The organism is Pseudomonas lundensis (assembly GCF_001042985.1).
In the GTDB taxonomy this organism is placed as follows: domain Bacteria; phylum Pseudomonadota; class Gammaproteobacteria; order Pseudomonadales; family Pseudomonadaceae; genus Aquipseudomonas; species Aquipseudomonas lundensis.
Map to the genome: position 1 here is coordinate 20,411 of NZ_JYKY01000024.1, position 21,430 is coordinate 41,840.

Below are 21,430 nucleotides of genomic sequence, written 5' to 3' on the forward strand. Positions count from 1 at the left end.
TTGTGGGTCCTTTATTACCAAACACGCGAATGTCACTCGTTATACGGCAATCCGCGCACCACGGGGAGAGGGACGCCGCATTCCAAGTCGCTTGCAAGCACTCCCTGTACACCTGACAGTCCGGCACATCCTGCGCCAAACCTTCTGAATGATAGACGAGCCCCGATGGGCGAGCACCGCCTGAACGCCCGACGCTCAGTGATGGCGAAACAACTCGCCGGGCGTGGCGCCAAACAGTTTCTTGAACGCGGCGATGAACGCCGACGTCGACTCATAGCCGCAGGACAGAGCCGCCCGGGTGACGTGAGCACCGTCTTCCAGCACCCGCAACGACGACAGCAAGCGTACCCGCTGGCGCTAGCCACGAAAGCTCAAGCCTGTCTCACGTTGAAACAATCGCATCAAGGTTTTCTCCGACACGCCCAGCCGGGCCGACCACAGCCCCACGCTGACTTCGGCATCAGGGGTTTCAATTAATTCATTGCACAGCACCAGAAGGCGCGGGTGGTGAGGCAATGGCAACGAAAAGCCCACTTCCGGCAATTCGGCCAATTGGTCCAGCAACACACTCACCAGTCGTTGTTCGGGGCCGCCTGCTTCGGGGTAGTTGGCCGGCAGCGCACAAAAGCGCTTGATCAGCTCGCGGGCCAGCGGCGTGACCTCCAGCACCCGGCAATGATCGGGCGCCCACGGGCAGTCTTCACGGCGCACATACAGGCTGCGCATCTCGGCGCGCATTGAGGTCATGACCTCGTGCTCCAGCCCCGCCGGAATCCAGATCCCCCACTGCGGCGGGGCGAAAAAGCTGCCTTGGTCGGTGTGCACCCCCAATACGCCACTGATGGCGTAAGAAAACTGCACCCAGTCATGCCGATGGCGCGGCGTCCAGGAACCCGCGCCCAGGCTCTCGGCCCGCGCATAAAGCGGCCGGGGCAGTGCGTCGAGTTGGGGAATCGCCCGTTGAGGGCCGCGTTGTCCGTTGGGCGGCATGGATTGGCCTTATGTCGCGAGACGTCAGATCAGGCCGACGTTAGGCTATGTCATCAATTCTTACAACATTGCGGTGCCTGCGATGCCTGTGCTCAAACACTTCAAACGCGTATTCACTGACTGGTTTCTGTGCGGCATGGTGCTGGCCACGTTTCTGGCGTACCTGTTCCCCGCGTTCGGCAGCACCGGCGGCGCCATGCACGCAGAATGGGTCATCAACATCGGCGTGTTCCTGGTGTTCTTCCTGCACGGGGTCAACCTGTCCAGCGAGCAGATCCGCCACGGCCTGAAAAACCTGCGCCTGCACCTGATGGTGCAAGGCTTCACCTTTGTCGTCTTCCCGCTGATATGGCTGGGGGCCGACCTCCTAATGGGCAGCCATGTCCCGCCGCTGTTGATGCTGGGCTTTTTCTACCTGTGCGCGCTGCCCTCCACCATCTCATCGTCGGTGGCACTCACCGGCAGCGCGGGCGGCAACGTACCGGCAGCGATTCTCAACGCCAGCCTGTCGAGCGTGCTGGGGATTTTCCTGACGCCCTTGCTGGTGAGTGTCGTGGTCGGCAGCGGCACAGGCGGAATCGACCTCGGCGCCACCCTGCTCGACCTCTGCGCCCTGTTGTTGCTGCCGCTGGTGCTGGGGCAACTGGTGCGTCCGCTGTTCGGCCGCTTTTTTGCCCGGCACAAGCGTTACACCAGCATCGTCGACAAGCTGGTGATTCTGTTGCTGGTGTACGCCGCGTTCTGCAACTCGATGGTCTCAGGGATGTGGCAACAACAGGGATCGTCAGTGATTCTCAGCGCCTTTGTCGGCAGCGCCGTGCTGCTCGCGGTCATTCTGTGGATGACCACCCGCACCGCCCGTGCGCTGCACTTCAGCACGCCAGATGAAATTGCCGCCGTGTTCTGCGCCAGCAAGAAATCCCTGGCGGCGGGTGCGCCCATGGCCGCCCTGATTTTCGGCGCCAACCCTGGGCTGGGCTTGATCCTGTTGCCCATCATGATCTACCACCCGCTGCAACTGATCGTGTGCTCAGTGATGGCAGAAAACTATGCCAGCCGCCGTCGGCAAGCGGCCGATCCTCTTATCCCCAACGCCCCGGCCGCGCCGATGCCCTAACGCGCGGGTTAACGCTCAATAATCGCGGTGACGCCCTGCCCGCCCGCCGCGCAAATTGAGATCAGCCCGCGCCCTTGGCCGGCGGCGTCGAGCAACTTGGCGAGGTTGGCCACGATACGCCCGCCAGTGGCCGCAAATGGATGCCCCGCCGCCAACGAACTGCCCTTGACGTTGAGCTTGCTGCGGTCAATCGCCCCCAGCGGCGCGTCCAGCCCCAGGCGGGTTTTGCAGTACTCGGGGTCTTCCCAGGCTTTCAACGTACAGAGCACCTGTGCTGCAAACGCTTCGTGTATTTCGTAGTAGTCGAAGTCCTGCAGACTCAGGCCATTACGCGCGAGCAAACGTGGGACGGCATACACCGGGGCCATCAGCAGGCCTTCTGCACCGTGTACGAAATCCACCGCTGCGGTCTCTCCATCGCGCAGGTACGCCAGAATCGGCAAGCCACGCGCCTTGGCCCACGCTTCACTGCCCAGCAACACCACTGACGCGCCATCGGTCAGCGGCGTCGAGTTACCCGCCGTCAGCGTGCCTTTGGCACTGCGCTCAAAAACCGGCTTGAGCGCGGCCAGTTTTTCCAGGGTCAAATCCGTGCGCAGGTTGTTGTCCCGAGTCAGGCCCAAAAAGGGCGTGACCAGATCGTCTTCCCAGCCTTCGTGATACGCCGTGGCAAGCGCCTGATGGCTGTACAGGGCCAAGGCATCCTGATCGGCGCGGGGGATGTGCCAGGTTTGCGCCATCAACTCGCAGTGCTGGCCCATCGACAACCCGGTGCGCGGCTCGCCATTGCGCGGGAACGCCGGTTTCAAAAACTGCGGACGCAATTGCAGCACGGCTTTGAGCTTGTCCAGCGGCGCCTTGGTGCGGTTGAGCTGCAACAGCCACTGACGCAACCCGTCATTCAGGCCAATCGGCACATCGGACGTGGTGTCGACCCCGCCCGCCACCGCGCACTCGATCTGCCCCAAGGCGATTATATTGGCCACCAGCAAGGCTGCTTCCAGCCCGGTGCCGCACGCTTGTTGCAGATCGTAGGCCGGGGTTTGCGGCGACAGGCGTGAGCCCAGTACACATTCGCGGGTCAGGCTGAAATCGCGCGCATCCTTGAGCACCGCCCCTGCCACCACTTCGCCCAGACGCTCGCCATGCAGGTTGAAGCGTTCGATCAGCCCTTCCAGCGCAGCCGTCAGCATCGCCTGATTACTGGCCCTCGCGTACGGCCCGTTAGCCCGGGCAAACGGAATTCGATTACCGCCAATAATCGCTACACGGCGCAAAGTCATAAGACGTCCCCTTTGATTGAGTAACCATTTGTCGTGACAAGCGTAGGTGCTATCACCCTTTAACGAACGACCCTTGTCTTCCTGTGGTCAACCCTTTGAACCCCATGTGTCGGAGAGTGTTCCATGTCAGACCGTTATATCGACTTCGCCAACTCATCCCTCGGCCGACGGTTGGTCGGCGCGGTAGGGCTTGCGTCACCGGTGCGACTGGAACGCTGGCAAGCCGGACGTCTGCGCCCGGTAGAAGGCCCGCTGCTGATGGGCGGCGGCCCGCTGGTCCGACACATCAAGTCTTTTGCCAATAAACTCACCGACGCCGTGTTCAGCTATGGCGCCGAGCCCTTGGCCGCCAGCCCGTGGATTCCAGGCCAGGGCCCCGCCCTCAAGGCCGTGGTGTTTGATGCCAGCGATGTGCTGCACACCGACCAGCTCAAACAGCTGCGCGAATTTTTCCAGCCGCTGCTGCGTAGCCTGCAACCCGGCGCGCATCTGGTGATCCTTGGCCGCCCGCCTGAACGTCAACGCGATCCGTTTGCCGCCAGTGCCCAGCGGGCGCTTGAAGGGTTCAGCCGTTCGCTGGCCAAAGAATTGCGCAACGGCGGCACCCTGCAATTGCTGTACGTCAACGAGGGCGCCGAAGATCAACTGGAAGGGGCGCTGCGGTTTTTCCTGTCGCCCAAAAGCGCCTTTATCAGTGGCCAGGTGCTGCGCCTGTCTGCCTGCGCAACGCCGGTCAGTGACTGGACGCGACCACTGGCCGGGCGCAAGGCGCTGGTCACCGGCGCGGCCCGCGGCATTGGCGCAGCCATCGCGGAAACCCTGGCCCGGGACGGCGCCGACGTCATCCTGCTGGACGTGCCAGCGGCCAAAAACGACCTTGAAGCCCTCGCGGCCCGTATCGGCGGGCGCAGTATCACGCTGGACATTTGTGCTGAAAACGCCGCCCCGCAGCTGATCGAACACTTACCGGAGGGCATCGACATCGTGGTGCACAACGCCGGCATCACCCGGGACAAAACCCTGGCCAACATGACCCCCGAGTACTGGGACGCAGTGCTGGCGGTCAACCTGAATGCGCCCCAAGTGCTGACCAAAGCCCTGCTCGACAGCGGCACCCTGCAGGACAACGGGCGCGTCGTTCTGCTCGCCTCCATCAGCGGCATTGCCGGTAATCGCGGGCAAACCAACTACGCCGCGAGCAAAGCCGGGCTGATCGGTCTGGCGCAAGCCTGGGCGCCGTTGCTCGGTGAGCGCGGCATCAGCATCAACGCCGTGGCGCCGGGCTTTATTGAAACGCAAATGACCGCGCACATTCCGTTTGCCCTGCGCGAAGCGGGTCGACGCATGAGTTCGCTGGGCCAGGGCGGTTTGCCCCAGGACGTCGCTGAAGCAGTGGCCTGGCTCGCTCAACCGGGCTCGGGCGCGATCAGTGGCCAAACGCTGCGGGTGTGCGGCCAAAGCGTGTTGGGGGCCTGACCCATGACTGTCCATTGGCTCGACCTCGACACCCCGCCGCACTTGCCCGCCCTGTACGCCCGCGCGGCGACCAAGCGCACAATCACCGGCGACACCCTGCCTGATAAAGGGCTGCGTTGCTGGGTGACGGTGGACGGCAAACCGCTGGAGGCGTTTCGTGAAGTCTGCGACCTGCCTTCCAGCCCGCTGTTGCCACCGACCTACCCGCACCTCCTGGCGTTCGGGCTGCAAATGCAGTTACTGACCGACAAAGACTTTCCGTTTCCGCTGCTGGGGTTGATCCACCTGAGCAATCAGATTCGCGTGCTGCGGCCCATGGGCGGCGTGTCTCAACTGCGCATTGGCGTGTCCGCGAACAATCTGCAAAAACACCCCAAAGGTGCGACGTTCGACGTGGTGACTCAGGTGGACGACCTCATCGGACCGCTGTGGGAGGCGCAAAGTACCTTGCTGTGCAAAGGCGTCGATTTACCGGGCGACGCGCCCCAGCCTGCTGCGAGTATTGCGAGCGGCATGACCGAGTTGACGCGCTGGTACGCCCCGGCCGACATCGGGCGCCGTTATGCCAGGGTGTCTGGGGACTACAACCCGATCCACCTGAGCGCCGCCAGCGCCAAGCTGTTCGATCTGCCGACCGCTATCGCCCACGGGCTGTGGCTTGAAGCCCGCACGCTGGCCGCGTTGAATTCGCACTTGCCTGCGGCCAATGTCGAAATCACGGTGGACTTCAAAAAACCGGTGCGCCTGCCCGCCGAAGTGAACTTGCACAGCAGCGAAGCCGGTTCCAGTGGCGACTTTCAGCTCAATGGCCATGCAGACCTGGTGCACATGGTCGGGCGCTGGCGGCCGTTGAGTTAATTCACCTCCAGTCGGCGCAGGTGTCGGCCGCGCCAGCGCCCCCCTTGCGCCCACGTCCATTCGGTCGCAAGCTTTGCGCCTTCTGGAGAGCACACCTGCAATGAACCTCGACGAATTGACCCAACGCCTGCACCGCATCCGCGATAACAACGACTGGAAGCCCTTCCATAGCCCAAAAAACCTGGCCATGGCCGCCAGTGTTGAAATGGCCGAGCTGGTGGAAATATTCCAATGGCTGACCGAAGACCAGTCCCGCCAACTGCCCGCCGACCAACTGGCCCATGCCGGTCAGGAAGTGGGTGACATCGTGTTGTACCTCTTGTTGCTGTGCAGCGAACTGGGCCTGGACATGAACGAGGTGGTGCGCAGCAAGTTGGCCGACAGCGAAAGGCGTTTCAGCCGATGAGCGACCGTCACTTCGATCTGCTGGCCACCCGCTTCGCGGAAAAAATCTATGGCGGCGCCAAAGGGGCCATCCGCCTCGCCGTGTTGCAAGCCGACCTTAAAGAATCGCTGCCCCAGCGGCGCTTGCGCGTACTGGACATCGGCGCGGGCCTGGGGCACATGTCGCTGTGGCTGGCCGAGCAAGGCCACGACGTGACGCTGGCAGAACCGGCCGCCCCGATGCTTGAAGGCGCGCGTCAGCGTTTCGCCGACGCCGGCCAGACGGGCACGTTTATTCAGGCGTCCTGGCAAGAGCTGTTGGGCCAACTCACCGAACCGTATGACCTGGTGTTGTGCCATGCGGTGCTGGAATGGCTGGCCGAACCCCACGCGATCCTGCCGGTGCTGCATCAACTGACGGCCAGCGGCGGCTGGCTGTCGCTGGCGTTCTACAACCGCGATGCGCTGATTTATCGCAACTTGCTCAAAGGCCATTTCCGCAAGATGCGAAAAAACGACATGGCGGGCGAAAAGCAGAGCCTTACCCCGCAACAGCCCCTTGATCCACGGGAGCTGGCGCAGGCGATGCAAGCGCTATGGCAGGTTGAAAGCCACAGTGGCGTGCGCGTGTTCCACGACTACATGCCCGTGGAGTTCCAGGCCCGCGCCGAACTCGACGCACTGATTGAAATGGAACTGGCTCATCGGCGCCACCCTGCCTTTGCGGGGCTGGGCCGTTACCTGCATTGGGTGTGCCGCCCGCTTTAACCGTTCAACTGGGGGGGAGTGTCATGTATCGCCGCGTTGCTCTATTGGTTCTGAGCCTGGGGTTGGGCGCCTGCCAAAGCCCCAACCCGTACACCGCCTCGTCACTGCCCATGCCTGGCGCCCCGCCGCAGGCCGCCAACGCCATTGACCTGAGCGCTTACCCGGCGCCCCCACGCGACTACGGCCGTTACCAGAGCTGGGCCTGGCTCAACGGCCGCCTGCCAGCAGGAACGGCCTGGGCCGATTCAGCACAGATCGCCGAAGCGGTGAGCGCAGCCCTGGATCAGCGAGGCTTGCGCCCGGCCCAGCCCGGCCGCCCAGCTGATGTGCGGGTCAGTGCCGATTTACATGCAGAAAAACGCTTGCGTCAGGTTCAGGACGACTATGGTTATGGGGCTGGTTACGGCGGGTTCTATGGGGATCGCTACGGTCGTTATGGCAATCGGTACGGCATGTATAACACCGTGCCCATCGTTCGAACCTACGAAGTGGACGTCATGGTGGTGCGGCTGACGCTGTATGACGGCAAGACCGGCGAGCCTGTCTGGAGCTCCAGCGCTGAAACCAGCAGCACGGGCAGCCTGAGCGAACGCGGGAATGCGTTGCGCGAATCGCTGAACAAAGCAGTACAGGCCTACCCTCCTCATTAAGACTAATTGTTGAAGTGGAGAATCATCATGCTACGTCGAATAGCGCTCGTGGGGCTGGCACTGCTGCTCAGCGCCTGCGAATCGATGCAGGTCACACACGATTACAACCCGTCCGTTGATTTCGCCACGTTCCACACCTGGGCGTGGAAGGAACCTGCCCTGCAATTTGTGCCCAACAACCCGATGCTCAAAAGCGACCTGACCCAACAACGCATCACCCAGGCGGTGGCTTATCAGCTGGACCAGCGCGGCTTGCGCCAAGTCACCCCGGCGACCAAAGCCGACCTGTGGGTACAAACCTACCTGATCGTTGCCGAACGCCAGGAACAGGTGGTGACCAATTACGGCTATGGCTACGGCGGCCCGTGGGGTGGGCCATGGGGCGGCTATTGGGGTGGCCCGTGGGAAGGTTACTGGGGCGCACCGGTCTACGATGAAGTGCGCAACATCAACTACCAAGTGGGCACCCTGCAAATCGACCTGATCGACGCCAAAACCGACAAGTTGGTGTGGCGTGGCAGCGCGGAAAAAGTCGTGGATAAAAACCCCGACCCGGCGCAACGCAGCGCGGCGATCCACGAAGCCGTGAGCAAAATCCTGAGCGACTACCCGCCCAAACCGACAGCGAACTAAGCGCCCGGCAGCGACGACACCGGCTGTAGTCGCTGCTGAGCAACGAAGCCGAGATCGGGTACGCAGCGTCCGCACACCTTGACTACACCCCCCTTCACCCGTGGAGAGTTGCGCTCGGCAGCAGGCCGGCAAAGGAGTGCTCGATGTCTCCCCCATTGCGTGGCCCGCGTCTGTGCACCCTTCGTTCGCAGCGCGGTGCAATCGGCTTGATGGCCGCCGTGACCCTCGGCGTGGTGTTGCTGTTCATGCTGCTGGTGGTCGACAGCGGCCGCTTGTATCTGGAACAGCGCAAGTTGCAACGGGTCGCTGACGTCGCCGTGCTGGAGGCCGTCAGCCGGGGCGGTAACTGCCTGGCAACCGGCACCACGACCGCCAGCACCTACGCCATCGCCAGCGCCACGCGAAACAGTTTCACCCCCGGCAGTACGCAAACGTTGAGCGCCACCTGCGGCACCCTGGTGACCGGCAGCGACAAACTGCGCACCTTCAGCGCCGATGCGAGTAAGTCCGACGCGATACGCGTCATCGCCACCACCGTCGTGCCGACCAGCGTGGCAGGCGGGCTGTGGAACCTGTTTTCCAACGGGACCTTCGGCTTCAATACCCAACTGACGGCCAGTGCGGTGGGGGCCACGGGAGGCGCCCCGCTGGCAGCGCTCACTATCAGGTCGTCTTTGGCAGATATCAATTCAAGCAACTCGCCATTGCTCAACAGCCTTGTGGGCGGCCTGCTGGGGGGCAAATTGAACTTGAGCCTTGCATCGTGGCAGGGGCTGGCCAACACCAATATCAACTTGCTGAGTTATCTCGATCAACTGGCCATCGACCTGAACCTGAATGCCGGTGATTACGCGCAATTGCTCAATACAAACGTGTCTGCAACTCAGTTGATTAATGCCGCGATTAATGTGCTGCAAAAAGGCGGGCCGGGCGCCACGGTTGCTGTGCAAGCGCTGACCACCATCAAGTTAATCGCCGCTAACACGCAAATACTGAAATTGGGCGACTTGTTGAAGCTCCAGAATGGCACCTCAAGTGCTGGCCTGAACACCAATCTGACAGTCTTTGATCTGTTGCAAGGGATTGTGCAACTGTCAAATGGCAAAAGTGCAGTGGCCGCCGATATCACATCAACGATTGCGCTGGTAGGCACCGTCACGGTGTCAATCAAAGTGATTGAGCCCCCGCAAATGTCGGTGATTGGCAACCCGGCACTGGCCATTAAAGATCCGGTTTTCGGTGCTAACCGCATCTACGTCAAAACAGCGCAAGTTCAGACGCACATTCATATTGATCTGGCAGTTCTCAAACTGGTGTCGCAGATTGTGTCTGCGCTCACCCAACTGCTCTCGCCCCTGACCGATATCGTCAACAAATTGCTGAATCTGGATTTAATCGGAGTCTTGCAGTGCGTCCTGGCGTGCGAGCGAACGTCCCTTAGCATTGCGTCGTCGTTGGATATTTATCTGGAAGCGGCGAGTGCCAACAGTTATGTGACCGCTTACAACTGCTCCAGTCAGGCCACCAAAAGCCTGACAGCGCAAACATCTACCGCGGCAGCCAAGCTGAGTATTGGCAGCCCGCCAGCCAACGGTGCGTTTCCATCGTCGATTGAAATCAACAAGCTGAATTACCTGGCCGTGGACCCGGTAAAACTGATCAGTATTGATGTCACCAAGTGCTCGGTCATGTTGCTATGCGGCCCGCTGCAAGTCGGCAAAGGGGGTGGGCTGGGCCTGAAGGTGCAAACGCAAATAGCGGCCAACTCTCAGCCGCAAACATGGAGTGCGCCTTTGCTACCCGAGGTCAACAATCCGCCCGTTTACCAAAAACCTCTGAATAGCAATGCAAGCATCATCAAGAGTCTGGGTGACTCGCTGGCTGACAACATGGTGGTGACGTACACGCCACAGACCGGCAGCGTGGCCAACGATGCCCTGACGGGCGTGGCCGGACTGATAAATCAAGTGACGGGCATTCTTTCCACCGCGTTAAGCGGCTTACTGTCCAACCTGCTGGACCCGATCCTCAACACGCTCTTGGGGGCGCTAGGGGTCAGCCTGGGTAATGCAGAAGTAGGCGCCAATCTTTCCTGCAATCAGGGCGGCCGCGCTCAACTGGTGCTCTGATCGCCCACCACCGGCAGCGCTATACAAAAGCGGGCGCCGTGTTCGGTGTTGCTGACGCTCAGCCGACCGCCCATGTTCTCGATGATGCCGTAGCTCACGGATAACCCCAGCCCCGTGCCCACACCGACCGGTTTGGTGGTGAAGAAGGGTTCGAAGATGCGCTCCAGCAGTCGCGGGTCAATGCCGCCTGCGTTATCGTGTACCCACAAGCGCACGTGGCCGGGGTCTGTTTCGATGCCAAGGGCGATCCACGGCGCGAAGTCAGGGTCTTTTTCACGCTGGCCGAGCAAGGCATCACGGGCGTTGACCAGCAGGTTAATCAGCACCTGTTCCAGTTGATCCACATGACCCCGTACGCGGACGGCGCAGTCCAGGCCTTCGCAGCGAATCTCCACGCCTTTGCCGCGCAGGCCGTCACTGAGCAGTGACAGCGTGCCGTCGATGGCAATGGCCGGGTTGAACACCTGCTGTTCGATCTCCGAACGTCGACCAAACACACGCATGTGGTCCACCACCCGCGCCGCGCGTTGCACCTGGGTGTCGAGGCGATTGAGTTTGTCTTGCAGGTAATCGATCTGCACATCGCCATTGCTCAGGCGTTTGAGCACATTGACGATGGCCATGCGCATCACATTGAGCGGCTGGTTGATCTCATGGGCCAGCCCGGAGGCCATCTCGCCCAGGGTGGCCATTTTGGCGCTCTGGGTCAGTTGCTGTTGCGAACGCCGCACTTCGGTGTTGTCGCGCCCGACCGCCTGCACTTCGACCAACACCCCGAGCTCATCAAACACGCCGCGATCCGACCAGACCCACCACGCATGTTCGCGCCCCGGCAGTTGCAGGCTGATTTCGGCGGTGCTGACCGGGAATTCGGGGGTCAAGGTGGCCAAACGTTGCACAAACGCCCGCTGTTGCTCCGGCGACAACCAGCCGCTGAGGTTGATGCCCGGTAACTGCTCGGGCGCGCACTCCAGGTAATTGGCCAGTGGGCGATTGCCGAAGGTCAGGGTCAAGTCGGGGGTGTAGCGGCAGATCATCGCCGGGGAATCCTCCACCAGCATGCGGTAGCGCTCTTCGCTGTGTTTGATTCGTTCTGCGGCTTCCGTGGCGTCGGTGATGTCCAGCCACAGGCCCACGGCTTCGACCGGCAGGCCCAGGTCGTCGCGCAGCAACCGGGCCTCGTCCAGTAACCAGTGGTAGTCGCCCTCACGGTCGCGCAGTCGATAGCGGCTGCGCACATTGCCTTCGCGCAACAGGCGTCGGGTGCGCTCGAAGTACTGCGCACGGTCGTCAGGGTGTACCCACTCAATCAACGTGGCGGCCGTGCATTCTTCACGCGTCCAGCCCAACAAGGGCTGCAAACTGGCGCTGAAGAATTCAGGCAGCAACGCGCCCTCGGCATAGCGCTGTACATAAATCACCGCCGGGGAGCTGGCGATCAGGTTGTCGAGTCGGGCATGGGCCGCCGCCGCTTGCTGTTGCTGATTTTGCATGTCGCTGACATCCAGCATGAACCCCACAACACGCGGCCCGCCTTCACCGCCCAGCACCTGGCCCTGAATGCGGTACCAGATCACCGGCCGCGTACTGTCGGGTTGGTGCAAGCGCACGCACAGCAACAGAGGCGTGTCGTGGGACAGCAGGTCATTGAAGCGGCTGGCAAGCTCTTCGCGGTCCGCCGGGTGAAACAGCCCCAACCACGCCTCTCGGGGCACATGCGCAGGCTGATCGGGCAACAGGCTGGCGGCCAGGGGCGGGGCAAGCAAAAGTTGCCGGGTGCTGGCCGACCACTCCCACCAGCCGCTGCCCAGCAGGCCCTGCAATGCCTCCATGCGCTCCATCTGCTGCACATGTTGCAACTCACGCAAGCGACTGAGCAGCGGCCCGGCCAATGCCGCGCACACCTGAAGCCAATCCATGTCGCCCATGGCCGGGGCGTGACGACTCGCCGGGTACTGGCCAAACAACAGCCATGCGCTCACCCCTTGATGATCGTTGTACGGCACCAGCAAGCCATCGGTGTTGCCAAACAGCCCGCTCAGCCGGGGCTTGTCGTTGAGGCCATACAGCGCCTCAAACCGCTGGGGCGCGTGGCCATTGAAGCTGTCGAGGGTGCTGCCCAGAGCTTGATCGACCTCCCACAGCGCGGGGGCATCATGCTGGCGGTAAACACTGTAAATGCGCCATTCGGCCTGTGTGGTGTCGGGCAACGCCAGGGCTACACACGGGATATGCCAATGGTGCGCCACCTGCTGCAGCAGATCGGTCACCACCGCGGGCAGCCGGCCATGGCCGCAATGACGCAATTGCTCCCCCATGTGGGTGGTGAGCAGGTGGGTGAGTTCCCGGCTGCGCGCCTGCTGTTGACCCATTAGCACATCGCTGATGTCCAGCAATTGCAGTAACCAGTCGTCACCGTGCGGCTGGACCCAGCCGCGGGTGTAGACAACAGGGCCGCCGCCGACCTGAAACATGAGGTCCAGGCTTTGCCCCTGCCAATCCCGGGGCGTGCCTTCCAGTGCCAGCGTGCTGCCCGGCACCAGATAATCGATCAACAGGCGCGGCGGGCCACTGCCCATCGCCATGGCCAGGCCATGCTGCTCCAGCACATGGCCGTGCTGATCGAGCCGCAATTGAATGCCCGCCTGCACACGCAGGGCAGGCGTATCCGCCAACGCTGCGGGCTCGTCTGCTCGCCCCAGCAGCCGCCCCAACAAGCGCTCGCCGCTGATCAAAACTGCAGACTCGATTGAGCCGTTAACGTGGTCGGCAAACTGGGCACCGTGATGTCTCCCGGCAGCACCAGCACCGGCATGATGGCGCTTAACGCCGAGGCTGGCAGGCTGACGGTGACCGTCAGCACCCCGCCGCTATAGACCGCCTGCTGATTGAGGCTGCCTTTCAAGGCGCTCGGCACCCACGCGAGTTGGTCACTCAACACACTCAGGGCGCGATTTTGCACATCCTGAGTGTAGGTCGCGGGGGAAACGGTCGGGTCCAGCGCCACGCTGCGGCGCACCGCCTCGGCCGTGGAATGGTTGAACGACTGCATCAGCAAGAGCGGCAAGCTGTAACTCACGACGCCGTAAAACACAGCGAAAAACGCCACAAACACCAGCGCAAATTCGATGGCCGCTGCGCCTTTTTCTTTTCTGGGGAGGCCTGGTTTCATGACTGCGTCTACCCTGAAAACCACACGTCATATCAGCATAGAATCATTCGCCAAAAAGGGACGCCGATTACGTGACGCAATTACTCATCCTGTTCCTCTGGTTGGCCGCGTGCGCACTTCAGGATCTGTACCAACGCCAGATCGCCAACACCCTGACCCTCGGCGGCATGGCCCTGGCAGTGCTGTACCTGCTCTGGAGCGGCCACACCTGGCTCGGCGCACCCCCCAGCGAAGCCCTGGTGGCACTGCTGATTGCGCTGGTGCTGACCCTGCCCGGTTATGCGCTCAATAAGTTCGGCGCGGGGGATGTCAAGCTGCTGGTAACCCTGGCATTGGCCACCGATCGTCTGACGGTGCTGGGCACCTTTATCGGCGCTGGCCTGTGTGCCGCGCTATGGCTGCTGATCGCGTCAAAAATCCTGCCGCTTGTGTATCAACGGGTTACAACACCTGCACCCGGCGACCCCGGCCCGCTGTCAAAAAAAGTCCCCTTCGCGCCCTTTTTGCTGGCGGGTTTTGCGTTGGCTACGCTGTGCATGCCCTAGTGCAGACGTAGGATTTATTCCATGTACAGCACGGGAAACTGGGTCTACTTTTAAACCAGCCTGCTCACGATGAGTGGCGCAGTTTGCCTTGAACAGGCTTGCCAGGCATGGAGTACCGCGTGAACCAGCTCAGCCCTCTCATAAAAGTACTGGTGGTCGACGACCAGCCCTTGATCGTCGAAGAACTCTGCGAGTTTCTGGAAAGCAGTGGCTACCGGTGCGTGCCCTGTGAGTCGAGCCGTGAAGCCATTGAGTGCTTCAACGCAGACCCTGAAATCGGTCTGGTGCTGTGTGACTTGCACATGCCGGACATGAATGGCATCGAACTCACCCAACACCTGCAAAAGCACGCCGGTAAACAACGCCTGTTCGAAAGCATCCTGCTGACCGGCCGCGCCGACAAACAGGATGTGATCAAAGCCTTACGCATCGGCATCGCGGATTACTACCAAAAACCGGTCGACCTCAATGAACTGCTTGAAGGCATCCAACGTCAGGAAGAGCAACTGCGCGAACGGATGAAAAGCGTCCAGCTCGGGCACTTGAACCGCAAGCTTCAGTTTTTGGCGGACTCCATTGACGACCTGTATCAGGACATGGAATCCGTGCGCCAACCGCCACTGACCGCGGGCGTGGACGGCGTCGCTGAAGAGGATTCGCACGCCATGCCGGCGATTTTCCAGCAACTGTCACCGCGCCAGCTCGACGTGGCCCGACTGGTGGGCAAAGGCCAGACCAACTACCAGATCGCCTGCGACCTGGGCATCACGGAAAACACGGTCAAACTCTACGTGTCACAAGTATTACGCCTGACCCACATGAACAACCGCACTCAACTGGCCCTGGCGCTGTCGCCCAATGCCAGCGCCAAACAGCACCGGCTGACGGCCCACTGAAGCCCCCACGCCTGTGCTCGCGGTGTTCAGCGTGCACAGGCGGTGGCGCGCGTTAATTGGACGTCCCGCCCCCGCCGCCCGATTCCTGTTTGTAGTACTCCGGGATTTCGTGATCGTAACTTTTCAGCAAACGTTGCAGGCTTTGTTCGCGCTCTTGCGGGGTAAGCGTCTGCGGCACCGTTGAACCCTCTTTGCCGCTGACCTGAACCTGCAACCAGTTTTCGGTTTCCTGCTGGTAGCGGGACGACGGCCCCGGCTCGATGGCCAGCGCGCTCAAGGGCATCCACACCAGTAACACGCCGACACGTACAGTCATCGCCATCGCACACCTCCGATTATTTGAGTACCGCCACCTGATCGCTGGCCGGGGCTTTGAGTGCTTGCGCACGGGCCTGGGCATCGGTCACTTGCTCGGGTGTCAGTCCGGCGCGGGTGACCAGTTCTGCCGCTTGCTTCCAGTTGTCCTGATAGATCAACAACGTCACCAGGTTCAACGCCGCCAACGTGTCGTCCTCTTTGCTGAGTTCCAGCGCGGTCAAAAACTCAAAGCGTGCGTCGTCCAGGCGCAACAGGTTGAGGTACACCACCCCCAAGTCATTGCGGATCTTGTCATCGGTGGGGGCCAGGCTGGCGGCCTTTTGCAGGTAGGCCAGGGCCTGGGCGTTGTCTCCTCGGGCTGCCGCCAGTTGCCCCAGGCCATGCTCGCCCTCGGCTGCCAGACAGGTGCCCTGCAAACTTCGATACAGAGGCTCGGCCTCGCTGCGGCCCAACTGACGGTAGAGGCGCGCCTTGCGCAACTGCACCTGCCCGTAGCGCTCGGGCAGGCTTTGCAGATTGGCCAGACTGGCGTGCAGCTTGCCTTCTTTGGCCATGTCGTCGGCCAGGTTCATTGACAACTCCTGATCGCCACTCAACTTGGCGCAACTGCTGTTCAGGGCCAGCCACGGCGGGTTACTCGCGCCCCCGCTCGCACAGCCGCCCAGCATCAGCAGCCCGCACGCGACGATCACAGCTTTCATGTTCACACTCCCGGTCAAGACCCGAAGGCCCGTGAAATAGCGATAAAACTGGGGCCAGCCAACACAATCAGCAGCGCCGGAAACAGGAACACCATCATCACGACCGACATCTTGGCCGACATTTTCGAGATGTATTCCTGCATGCGCGTCAGGCGCCGGTCATCGAGCAATGCTTTGAGCGCCTGCAACGACTTCATGGCGCCGCCACCCTGCTGGATCAGTTGCTGAAGAATCACACAGGTGTCGTCGAACTCATCCACCGCCAGCAAGCTCGCGGCTTTTTGCAGCTCCTGACCCAGTTCCAGCCCGGAATCGACACGGGCCAGCACCAGTCGCAGCTCGCCAGTCAACACGGGCAACAACTGCCGCGCCTCCTGACTCAGCACGCGCAGTGCTTGCTCCACCGCCATGCCTGACTCAAAGAGAATGCGCAGGAGCGGGATAAATGTAGAAACCTCAATCGCCACCTGTTGCTGACGCCGGGCGGCTGCGTAGGCCAGTAACCGTTTGGGAATCAAGTAACCGATGGCCAGCCCGAACAGCGGCCCCACCCACACATTGCCCGTGTCCGGGTAGAACACGTTATGCCCCACGAACACCAACCCGGCCAGCACCACCGGGGTGCCAATCTGAAAGGCGGCAAACAGCGAGCGCTGACTGGCCGTGCGCCACCCCAGCCGGGTCAACAGGGTTTGGGTTTCGTGGTCCAGCGACACCGAGCGCTGGCCCACTTTGCTGCTGCCGACAGCCCGCAGCCAGGTGCCAAGCGTGTGCGTACCGGTTTTCCCGCCCTCAAGGCGCTGCATCACACGTTGTTGGCGCAGCCGCTGCTGGATCACGCTATTGATGACCAGTGCCAGGGCGGCCAACAGCAAGACAACGCTTATCAGCAAGGCCATGTCATACGCTCCGCACCATGCGCCACAGGGTAAAGCAGCCAATGACCTGCATCGCCAGCGCCGTCAGCAACAAGTGCTGCCCGGAGGCGTCGCTCCACATTTTGGGCAGGTAAGCGGGGTTGGTGAGCATGAAATACACCAGCACCAACAGCGGCAAAACGGCCAGCACCATGGCCGTGAAGCGCGTCTCACCGGTCATGGCCTTGAGTTGACGGGCGCCTTGTTCGCGCTCGCGAATCAGGGTGATGAGGTTTTCCAGCAGTTCACTGGCGTTGCCGCCGTAGCGCTGGTTGACCTTGAGGCCCAGGGCAAACAGGCGAAACTCTTCACGCTCGTACAGCTCGGCCACGTCCTGCACCGCTTCCGGCAAGCTGACGCCCAATTGCACATTGCGCGACACCCGGCCCAGTGCGGTCTTGAGCGGGTCACTGGAGGCATCAATCGCATTGAGCACGGCATCCGCCAACGTGCGACCCGCCTTCAAGCTGCGCACCGCGTGATCCAGTAACGGCGGCAGTTGCTCAACCATGCGCCGCACCTGACGGTGGTAGCGCCAACTGAGGTACAGCTTCAGGCACAGCGGTGGCAGCAGCAGGCAAGCAAGCACCGCCATCCAGCCGCCTGCGAGCCCGGCCAGCAGCATCGCCCCGAGCCACAGGCCAAGCCACAGTCGCAAGCGCTCCGACGGTCGGGGCAGCCCGGCCTGCAAAAAGGCGCGGTCCAGCCAGAGCAGCCCGCCCAAATGCGGGGCCGGTTGCGGTTGCCCTTGCGCTAACCGATTGAGCACCCGGCTGGTGGTCGGATTGCGCAACACACGGAACACAATAAACAGCGCCAGGCACGCCATCAGCAACGCGATCAATAACAGCAGCAGGGCCGGGATCATGGCGGGCCCCTCAACCTTGAAGGTTTACGATTGGCTCGCGACGTAACTTGTCGCCCGCCGGATTGAGCGCTTCGCGCATGAAACCGACCCCGGTGCGCCGATCCAGCCGGAACAGGGTGTTGGTGACATACACGTCATCGCGCACACCCACCACCTCCAGCACTTCGCTGACACAGCGACGCCCGTCGGGCATGCGCGTGAGCTGGATGATGACGTCCAGCGCGGCGCAGATCATTTGGCGCAGGGTTTTCTCCGCCACGGTGCGCCCGGTCAGGCCCACGAGGGTTTCCAGGCGCAACAGCGCATCCTGTGCGGTGTTGGCGTGCACGGTGCTCATGGAGCCGTCATGGCCGGTGTTCATGGCGGTCAGTACGTCGAGTACTTCAACGCCGCGGATTTCCCCCAGGATGATGCGGTCGGGGCGCATCCGCAGGGCGTTGCGGATCAGGTCGCTGGCTTTGACCTCCCCATGGCCTTCGGCATTGGGCGGGCGGGTTTCCAGACGCACCACGTGCGGGTGACCGAGCTGTAATTCGGCCACGTCCTCAATGGTGACCAGCCGCTCATAGGGGTTAATCAACTGACTGAGGATATTGAGCAGCGTGGTTTTACCGGTGCCCGTGCCGCCGCTGATGAGGATGTTGCAGCGCTTGCTCACGGCCTCCTGAATGAAGTCATAGATCGCCTGATCGATGGTTTGCATGGCCATCAGGTCCGTGCTTTTGAGCATGTCCTTGCGAAACTTTCGAATCGACAGGCACGGGCCGTCCAGCGCAATCGGCGGGATGATCGCGTTGACCCGGCTGCCATCGGGCATGCGCGCGTCGACCATCGGTGAGGACTCATCGAGCCGTCGCCCCAACGGCGCCAAAATGCGCTGCATGACCCGCTCGACGTGGTGGTCGTCGATAAAGCGCAGTTCGCTCAGGTGCAGGATGCCGTCGCGCTCGATAAACACCCGGTGCGGGCCATTGACCAGAATTTCGGTGACCGCCGGATCGCGCAGCAGCACTTCCAGCGGGCCAAAGCCGGTGAGTTCGTCAACGATTTCCTCGGCCAGCCGTTCCATTTCATAGCGTGAAATCGCCAGGTGCAGGCGCGACACGTATTCAGCCACTTTGTCAGTGACGAAATGAGCCAGCGCGGGGCGCGCGTCTTCCAGCAGGTTTTTGCCGGTTTCCTCAATGGCCTCGATGATGTAGCGGTGCAGCACCCGTTTCAGGCTGTCGTGCTCGGCATGCCCGTGCGCCCCGTGCAGGCCGGCACCGAACAGTTTTTCACCGTTCATTTAGCCCCCCAGAAGCGGCTCAGCCAATGGGCTGAGGGCCTGGCAAGCCCTTGAGAACGTTGGGCCAGGCGCTCGCCCAGGGTTTTCAGGCCTTGGGTCAGCGCCTCACGCGGGCCGAGTTCGAAGAGGGTGGTGGCCTGGTTCTTGGCGTTCATCCGCAGTTCGTCAGCAGGTGGTAGCGTGGCCAGCACTTCAAGGCCGAAGGTTTTGGCCAGTGCGTCGGCGTCGGGCGCCACGCCGCGCAGGTAACGGTCCACCAGCATCCGCGCGTGTTCCAGGTTCATGCCTTTGGCGCGCCACAGGTTGAGAATCGCCAGATTGCGTCGGCAGTCGAGGACGTTCTGATCGGTGTACCACAGCAATTTGTCGCAATGGCTGACAAAGGTGCGCAGCGCTTCGCTGTCGGGCTGGCCGGTGAGGTTCACCACGATGTGCTGAAAGTGCTGACGCAAGGCGCTGAGCAACATGTACAACTCGGCCGCGCTGGTGTGCTCAAGAGGCTCGTCGCTGTCGCTGTACGCCAGAATGCGCAAGCCACCGGGGGCGACGCTGAAGGCGCTGTCGATCAACGTGCTGTCCAGGCGCCGCAAATGGCGCAAGGCATCACCGAAGTAGAACGCGCTTTGCAGCCCCAACAGCGCGAGACTGTCGCCACGGGGCAGGCCCAAATCCAGCAGCAGGGTTTGCTGGTCGCTCTTTTGCACCACGAGCCCCAGGTGGCTGGTCAGCAAGGCGCCATCGGCGTTGCACTGCGCGCTGTACATCACCGTCAGGCCGCCCAATTGTGCATTGGGCGTGACGGCAGGCAGGCGCTTGCTCAGGCGCCGGACCAACCCGGCCACCTCGCTGGAGCGCGAACCATACGCGACAAAATCCCGCGCCCCGGCGCGCATGGCGTTGAGCACCAACTGGTTGTCCATGCCATCGCCCAGGGCCACGATGGCCAGCATCGGCTTGGCTTCCAGCGCGCCTTCAATCAAGGCGCACTGAGCGACCACTTTCTCGCGGTCCAGCCCCACGAACACCAGCCCGGCGAAGGTCACGTCCACCAGCGCCAATAACTCATCCAGGCTGCCAGTGCTGGCGCCTACCACTTGGCCGATGGGCGCCAGCGCGCCTTGCAACCATTCAAGGTCGGTGATGTTGCGCGTTAACGCGAGAAATGTCTGGCTCAGTCCTTGGCTCATTTGGATAACCCGCTACGGCGATTGAAATTGCCGTTTTCGAGAAAATACAGGCGATACCAGTTGGGGTCGTAATTGCGCAGCTTTTCTCCGGGCAATGAAGGCAACTGGGCAGTGGCCGCCAGCGGCTGGATCAGGTGCGGGGTGACGATCATCAGCAACTCGCGCTCTTCGCGGCTGATGTTGGAGGAGCGGAAAAACGCCCCGAGAATCGGGATATCGCCCAAGCCGGGGAATTTGTCGACCTGTGAGCTATTGCGCGTACTGATCAGGCCACTGATGACAAAGCTCTCACCGTCAGCCAGGGAAATACTGGTGTCGGTGCGGCGCACCTTAAGCCCGGGGACCAGCGTGCCTGCGATGTTCACGGCGTTGGTGTAGTCCAGCTCGCTGACTTCGGGCGCGACTTTGAGCACGATGCGATCACGGCTGACCACCGTGGGGGTCAGGGTGAGGCGGATCCCGAATTCCTTGTACTCGATGGACACGTTGTCGCTGCCACTGCTGGGCACTGGCACCGGCACTTCGCCGCCGGCCAGAAACGTGGCGCTTTGACCGCTCAGCGCCACCAGGCTCGGACGCGCCAACGTGTAGGCAAACCCGCTGCCTTCCAGCGCATTGATCATGGCCTTGACCCGACCGCCCCCAAAACCGATGTTGAAGTACTTGTTGTCGGCCGGGGGGCCGCCCGTGATGACGTTTTCAGCGGTGGTAATCAGCGACCCCGGCGAGCCGAACAGGAAGTTGCTGCCCATGCCGAAAATTGAGGTGCTGGCCTCCTGAAGCTTGGTGCGACTGACTTCGACAAAGCGAATATCAGTCTGTACCTGGCTGGGCAACGTCGGGTCTTGCGATGGGGACAGTGACGCGCTGGTAAACCCGGCAGCGGCTTTACCTTTGACGAACACCATGCTTTGGCGCGGTTTGTTGGAACACGCGGTCCAGACCATCAGGCTGGTGGTGCCGGGGGCGACGCCGGTCAGCAAAAAGGCGCTGTCACCGTTGGCATAGACGTCCGCAATGGCCGGATCGCCCACGGCAATGCGGGTGATGCTGACGGGGGAATCCAGTGCTTGCTGGGTGCCCTGGGCCACTTCCAGCACCGCGGGCAATGGCCCCAATAACGCGCAATGCGCCGACGCAGCCATTGCCATGTCAACACACAGGCCGCCCAGCATCAGCGTCCAGACAACTTGTTTAAACAGCGGCACACAACGTTGACTCATGCTGGGCTTCCTTGCAGATCAGGAATG

20 protein-coding genes and 1 pseudogene are annotated in these 21,430 nt (G+C 61.9%); 10 read left to right on the forward strand and 11 right to left on the reverse strand.

Translation table 11 applies throughout. The features are described 5' to 3' along the window. Nucleotides 1-195: 195 nt before the first annotated feature. Nucleotides 196-990, reverse strand: a pseudogene (locus TU74_RS17590) (AraC family transcriptional regulator). A gap of 82 nt (nucleotides 991-1,072) precedes the next feature. Between TU74_RS17590 and TU74_RS17595 the strand changes: the two are divergent. After that, nucleotides 1,073-2,107 (forward strand): bile acid:sodium symporter family protein, encoded by a 1,035-nt coding sequence (locus TU74_RS17595; RefSeq protein WP_047273278.1) that lies wholly within the window; start codon nucleotides 1,073-1,075, stop codon nucleotides 2,105-2,107. An 8-nt stretch (nucleotides 2,108-2,115) separates the two neighbouring features. Here the strand turns inward: TU74_RS17595 and TU74_RS17600 are convergent, their stop codons facing one another. Beyond that, entirely contained in the window at nucleotides 2,116-3,390 is a 1,275-nt protein-coding gene (locus TU74_RS17600) for an acetyl-CoA C-acetyltransferase (RefSeq protein WP_048377186.1), read from the reverse strand. Nucleotides 3,391-3,513: 123 nt separating this feature from the next. Between TU74_RS17600 and TU74_RS17605 the strand changes: the two genes are divergently transcribed. The 7 genes from TU74_RS17605 to TU74_RS17635 all read left to right on the forward strand — a co-directional run bounded on the left by TU74_RS17605 (nucleotide 3,514) and on the right by TU74_RS17635 (nucleotide 10,288). Then, nucleotides 3,514-4,866, forward strand: a complete 1,353-nt coding sequence (locus tag TU74_RS17605; RefSeq protein WP_047280010.1) for a 3-oxoacyl-ACP reductase — start codon at nucleotides 3,514-3,516, stop codon at nucleotides 4,864-4,866. A 3-nt stretch (nucleotides 4,867-4,869) separates the two neighbouring features. Then, complete coding sequence (locus TU74_RS17610; protein ID WP_048377187.1) at nucleotides 4,870-5,724, forward strand: MaoC family dehydratase; 855 nt, start codon at nucleotides 4,870-4,872, stop codon at nucleotides 5,722-5,724. A gap of 100 nt (nucleotides 5,725-5,824) precedes the next feature. Next, complete coding sequence (locus TU74_RS17615) at nucleotides 5,825-6,130, forward strand: MazG-like family protein (protein ID WP_047273246.1); 306 nt, start codon at nucleotides 5,825-5,827, stop codon at nucleotides 6,128-6,130. After that, on the forward strand, nucleotides 6,127-6,876 hold the full coding sequence (locus tag TU74_RS17620; RefSeq protein ID WP_048377188.1) for a methyltransferase domain-containing protein: 750 nt from the start codon (nucleotides 6,127-6,129) through the stop codon (nucleotides 6,874-6,876). Before TU74_RS17615 ends, TU74_RS17620 begins: the two co-directional genes overlap by 4 nt. 23 nt (nucleotides 6,877-6,899) lie before the next feature. Beyond that, nucleotides 6,900-7,526, forward strand: a complete 627-nt coding sequence (locus tag TU74_RS17625) for a DUF4136 domain-containing protein (protein WP_047282043.1) — start codon at nucleotides 6,900-6,902, stop codon at nucleotides 7,524-7,526. A gap of 27 nt (nucleotides 7,527-7,553) precedes the next feature. Beyond that, complete coding sequence (locus TU74_RS17630; RefSeq protein ID WP_047273243.1) at nucleotides 7,554-8,159, forward strand: DUF4136 domain-containing protein; 606 nt, start codon at nucleotides 7,554-7,556, stop codon at nucleotides 8,157-8,159. A 143-nt stretch (nucleotides 8,160-8,302) separates the two neighbouring features. After that, on the forward strand, nucleotides 8,303-10,288 hold the full coding sequence (locus TU74_RS17635; RefSeq protein WP_048377189.1) for a pilus assembly protein TadG-related protein: 1,986 nt from the start codon (nucleotides 8,303-8,305) through the stop codon (nucleotides 10,286-10,288). Here TU74_RS17635 and TU74_RS17640 read toward each other — a convergent pair. Both TU74_RS17640 and TU74_RS17645 read right to left on the reverse strand, forming a co-directional pair. Further along, complete coding sequence (locus tag TU74_RS17640) at nucleotides 10,273-13,023, reverse strand: PAS domain-containing sensor histidine kinase (RefSeq protein ID WP_048377190.1); 2,751 nt, start codon at nucleotides 13,021-13,023, stop codon at nucleotides 10,273-10,275. The two genes, TU74_RS17635 and TU74_RS17640, sit on opposite strands and share 16 nt — an antisense overlap. After that, on the reverse strand, nucleotides 13,020-13,460 hold the full coding sequence (locus tag TU74_RS17645) for a TadE/TadG family type IV pilus assembly protein (RefSeq protein ID WP_047273240.1): 441 nt from the start codon (nucleotides 13,458-13,460) through the stop codon (nucleotides 13,020-13,022). The genes TU74_RS17640 and TU74_RS17645 overlap by 4 nt, the downstream gene beginning before the upstream one ends. Before the next feature lie 71 nt (nucleotides 13,461-13,531). On the opposite strand from TU74_RS17645, the gene TU74_RS17650 reads away from it, so the two are divergent. Next, nucleotides 13,532-14,005 carry a prepilin peptidase gene (locus tag TU74_RS17650; RefSeq protein WP_047273239.1) on the forward strand — a complete coding sequence of 158 codons (474 nt, stop codon included), beginning with the start codon at nucleotides 13,532-13,534 and terminating at the stop codon, nucleotides 14,003-14,005. 119 nt (nucleotides 14,006-14,124) lie between these two features. Next, on the forward strand, nucleotides 14,125-14,901 hold the full coding sequence (locus TU74_RS17655; protein WP_048377205.1) for a response regulator transcription factor: 777 nt from the start codon (nucleotides 14,125-14,127) through the stop codon (nucleotides 14,899-14,901). Nucleotides 14,902-14,953: 52 nt separating this feature from the next. Here the strand turns inward: TU74_RS17655 and TU74_RS17660 are convergent, their stop codons facing one another. Genes TU74_RS17660 through TU74_RS17690 form a run of 7 tightly spaced genes read right to left on the reverse strand, consistent with a single transcriptional unit; the run spans nucleotide 14,954 to nucleotide 21,403 of the window. Beyond that, nucleotides 14,954-15,223: a DUF3613 domain-containing protein gene (locus TU74_RS17660; protein WP_047273238.1), complete on the reverse strand. Its 270-nt coding sequence runs from the start codon at nucleotides 15,221-15,223 to the stop codon at nucleotides 14,954-14,956. 13 nt (nucleotides 15,224-15,236) lie between these two features. Then, a complete protein-coding gene (locus tag TU74_RS17665) occupies nucleotides 15,237-15,920 on the reverse strand; it encodes a tetratricopeptide repeat protein (RefSeq protein WP_047273237.1) in 684 nt (227 codons plus the stop codon). 14 nt (nucleotides 15,921-15,934) lie between these two features. Continuing rightward, entirely contained in the window at nucleotides 15,935-16,819 is an 885-nt protein-coding gene (locus TU74_RS17670) for a type II secretion system F family protein (protein WP_047273236.1), read from the reverse strand. Between the two features lies 1 nt (nucleotide 16,820). Continuing rightward, the gene (locus TU74_RS17675) at nucleotides 16,821-17,705 is read right to left on the reverse strand and encodes a type II secretion system F family protein (protein ID WP_047280005.1); all 885 of its coding nucleotides are present in this window, start codon (nucleotides 17,703-17,705) and stop codon (nucleotides 16,821-16,823) included. A gap of 10 nt (nucleotides 17,706-17,715) precedes the next feature. Next, complete coding sequence (locus TU74_RS17680) at nucleotides 17,716-18,993, reverse strand: TadA family conjugal transfer-associated ATPase (protein WP_048377191.1); 1,278 nt, start codon at nucleotides 18,991-18,993, stop codon at nucleotides 17,716-17,718. Then, complete coding sequence (locus TU74_RS17685; RefSeq protein ID WP_048377192.1) at nucleotides 18,990-20,180, reverse strand: CpaE/TadZ family protein; 1,191 nt, start codon at nucleotides 20,178-20,180, stop codon at nucleotides 18,990-18,992. Before TU74_RS17685 ends, TU74_RS17680 begins: the two co-directional genes overlap by 4 nt. Continuing rightward, entirely contained in the window at nucleotides 20,177-21,403 is a 1,227-nt protein-coding gene (locus tag TU74_RS17690) for a type II and III secretion system protein family protein (protein ID WP_047273232.1), read from the reverse strand. Before TU74_RS17690 ends, TU74_RS17685 begins: the two co-directional genes overlap by 4 nt. Nucleotides 21,404-21,430: the final 27 nt, after the last annotated feature.

Bases quoted from the DNA above. Each gene is read 5' to 3' on its own strand.
- TU74_RS17595 (WP_047273278.1), top strand. From the start codon at position 1,073: ATGCCTGTGCTCAAACACTTCAAACGCGTATTCACTGACTGGTTTCTG.
- TU74_RS17600 (WP_048377186.1), bottom strand. From the start codon at position 3,390: ATGACTTTGCGCCGTGTAGCGATTATTGGCGGTAATCGAATTCCGTTT.
- TU74_RS17605 (WP_047280010.1), top strand. From the start codon at position 3,514: ATGTCAGACCGTTATATCGACTTCGCCAACTCATCCCTCGGCCGACGG.
- TU74_RS17610 (WP_048377187.1), top strand. From the start codon at position 4,870: ATGACTGTCCATTGGCTCGACCTCGACACCCCGCCGCACTTGCCCGCC.
- TU74_RS17615 (WP_047273246.1), top strand. From the start codon at position 5,825: ATGAACCTCGACGAATTGACCCAACGCCTGCACCGCATCCGCGATAAC.
- TU74_RS17620 (WP_048377188.1), top strand. From the start codon at position 6,127: ATGAGCGACCGTCACTTCGATCTGCTGGCCACCCGCTTCGCGGAAAAA.
- TU74_RS17625 (WP_047282043.1), top strand. From the start codon at position 6,900: ATGTATCGCCGCGTTGCTCTATTGGTTCTGAGCCTGGGGTTGGGCGCC.
- TU74_RS17630 (WP_047273243.1), top strand. From the start codon at position 7,554: ATGCTACGTCGAATAGCGCTCGTGGGGCTGGCACTGCTGCTCAGCGCC.
- TU74_RS17635 (WP_048377189.1), top strand. From the start codon at position 8,303: ATGTCTCCCCCATTGCGTGGCCCGCGTCTGTGCACCCTTCGTTCGCAG.
- TU74_RS17645 (WP_047273240.1), bottom strand. From the start codon at position 13,460: ATGAAACCAGGCCTCCCCAGAAAAGAAAAAGGCGCAGCGGCCATCGAA.
- TU74_RS17660 (WP_047273238.1), bottom strand. From the start codon at position 15,223: ATGGCGATGACTGTACGTGTCGGCGTGTTACTGGTGTGGATGCCCTTG.
- TU74_RS17665 (WP_047273237.1), bottom strand. From the start codon at position 15,920: ATGAAAGCTGTGATCGTCGCGTGCGGGCTGCTGATGCTGGGCGGCTGT.
- TU74_RS17670 (WP_047273236.1), bottom strand. From the start codon at position 16,819: ATGGCCTTGCTGATAAGCGTTGTCTTGCTGTTGGCCGCCCTGGCACTG.
- TU74_RS17675 (WP_047280005.1), bottom strand. From the start codon at position 17,705: ATGATCCCGGCCCTGCTGCTGTTATTGATCGCGTTGCTGATGGCGTGC.
- TU74_RS17680 (WP_048377191.1), bottom strand. From the start codon at position 18,993: ATGAACGGTGAAAAACTGTTCGGTGCCGGCCTGCACGGGGCGCACGGG.
- TU74_RS17685 (WP_048377192.1), bottom strand. From the start codon at position 20,180: ATGAGCCAAGGACTGAGCCAGACATTTCTCGCGTTAACGCGCAACATC.
- TU74_RS17690 (WP_047273232.1), bottom strand. From the start codon at position 21,403: ATGAGTCAACGTTGTGTGCCGCTGTTTAAACAAGTTGTCTGGACGCTG.